The sequence below is a fragment of the Collinsella aerofaciens genome (assembly GCF_039758965.1).
Lineage (GTDB): Bacteria > Actinomycetota > Coriobacteriia > Coriobacteriales > Coriobacteriaceae > Collinsella > Collinsella aerofaciens_BR.
In genome coordinates this window covers 1-2,231 of the sequence record NZ_JBDMSL010000049.1, presented here as the reverse complement: position 1 = coordinate 2,231, position 2,231 = coordinate 1, and the positions used below count along the sequence as shown (strand labels likewise).

Here is a 2,231-nt window from a genome sequence, read left to right as displayed (position 1 = left end):
ATTGTGGCATCCCGAGCCCGCGGAAAGAAGCTGCGCCGCGGGGGAGGCGGCCCAAATGGCTTTCTCATATCGTCTTGTTTTAAGCAATTGCTTAATTTTGGTTAAGCAACAGGGTGCCAAAAATCTACCTACGCGATAATCACCTTTTGCGGCTACTTGCGCGTTTTGCACACGCTTGAGCCGATTTATTAACGCGATGTGATTCTACATACGCGCAGCAGGTACACGCCGAGAACGGGCGGTATTTATCGCGGCGATTTACACCGATATAGCCACTGTAACGAACAAGCGTGTCGCTGTATTTATTCCAGTAGTTCACTTGATCGGTGGACAAGTGAGCTGTTGCAACGAAACGCCAAGCGGGATGAGCTCTATACGAGGACGTCGCAGCGGCAACGATATGGGAGCGCAGCAGGCGCTCTGAGAGCCGCTGCATGACCCCGTTTCTCCTCAAACCGACTTCCTGTGCCACGAACCTAAAATGTACGAGTAACCGCCAAAAGAAAGGCCCGCGCAGGGTTGCGCGGGCCTTCGGCAGACATGCTAGAAGACAAGCTAGAAGGAGAAAGCGGGGAACACATCGTAGGCGTTCGACGCGCCGTTGCCGCCCAAGGTGCCGTCGTAATTGATAATGCGGAAGCCCAGGGAATAGTTCGGATCCACGGAGCGAGTCCAATGATGGTGGCTCAACGAAGCTCCGGACCAGTTCGACTCCGTCACGCCCTTGGACTTGTAGTACTCGTACTGGACGCCGTCAGACTGGAGGTCACCGTAGACTTCGGTCGTCGAGAGCAGGAAGAACTTATCAGTCGTGGCCGAGGGGATGCCGGCACTGCCGCCGCCCTTGTTATCGGTCATCTTCGTGACGGCTTTCGCCTTGGACTGGACTTCGGCCGGCAGGAGCGCCCAGAGGTCGCCGGAGTTGAGGCGTCCGCGCAGCTCGGATTTCTCCCAGCCGCCTACGATTGTATCCGTAGCGTTCATGCGCTGAGTGCCCAGGCCGTCGTTGGTCACCTCGAACGTGAGACCAGCCTTACCCGATCCGTCGGCCGTGTCATCATGGTTGATACCGATGATGCGGTACTCGAGCGTCTTGCCATTCGTCAGCTTGACGGAGAACTTCGTCCCCGCGTCCATAGCAGCCTCGGCCTTGGCATACGCCGGCGACGCCTCGCCCTTCGCCGCGATGTCCTCGGCGACAGCCTTCTGCTCACCGAGCGTCCAGTCCTTCGCATCCTCGGCAACGGCCGCCTGGACGGTTGCGGAATCGGCCCCTGTGGAGCCTCCGCCGGACGCGCCGCCTCCCTCGGTGCCGCCTGTCGTCCCGCTGTTCACCGTGTTGCCCACCAGGTTGAACTGGTTTCGGATGGCGCCCGCTACGCCGGGCCCCGCGAGCACGATCACAAGGCCGACGACGGCGATGATCAGGACGTACTCGATGATTGATTGCCCTCGGAGAAGAGTACCTCTAGGAGATACCCCCCCCCGAAGGTTAATTGCCGCTGCATGCATATGCGACACTCCCTTCGCTCAGGGTTTGTAGATACATTGCCGAGCGTAGGGCTATTCCATAATTCTGCTCCGGTCTTGCCGCAGCGGCAACCGCACCGCAAAAATAGCCAAAACGCCCATTCGAAACCAAACGCCCAGGTAAACGGCTTAACACAATCGCGAATACGACCCCAAAAAGACCTACTTGGATACCCGCTAGGGGTACCTGTTTTCAGGCACCTTAAATCGCCTCTCGTTGCCTCGTTTTTTCGGCTACTCAGTAAAAAATAGGGGAGTACGCCAGTACTCCCCCTAAATCGTTTATATCCCGGTTGCTGCCTGCCAGTCTGCTCTCTCAAGCCTAGGCTTGAGCGCGGGGGGCTTAGGCCCCTAGGCTTGAACGTACTTGAGGTCAAGCTCTCCAGGCGCGTCCACGTACACCGCGCCGAACGTCAGGTTTACCAGCCGGGGCTGAGCTCCATAAGAGCAAAATCATTCTAGCGCTTACTATCAAGGATATCCGTCGTAGTGGCGGCTATCCGGCAAACGATCGTACTCTCGTGGTCCCGTTTCGAGTAATTCTTTGGCACGGTCAGGAGCATAGCGAACGGTTTCCGCTGTTCCGCTCATGTACATGGACGATGAATGAACTTCGATAGCAAAGGTTGATTTCCGATCTCAGCCGAACACTTTGAGCGGATAGGCCGTTCCCGCAGTTAGCTGAACGCCCCCGCGGCCCC

General features: G+C 57.5%; 1 protein-coding gene. It reads right to left on the bottom strand.

The annotated features are described in order from the left end of the window. Positions 1-555: 555 nt before the first annotated feature. On the bottom strand, positions 556-1,404 hold the full coding sequence (locus ABHU32_RS09945; protein ID WP_346979810.1) for a DUF6273 domain-containing protein: 849 nt from the start codon (positions 1,402-1,404) through the stop codon (positions 556-558). Positions 1,405-2,231: the final 827 nt, after the last annotated feature.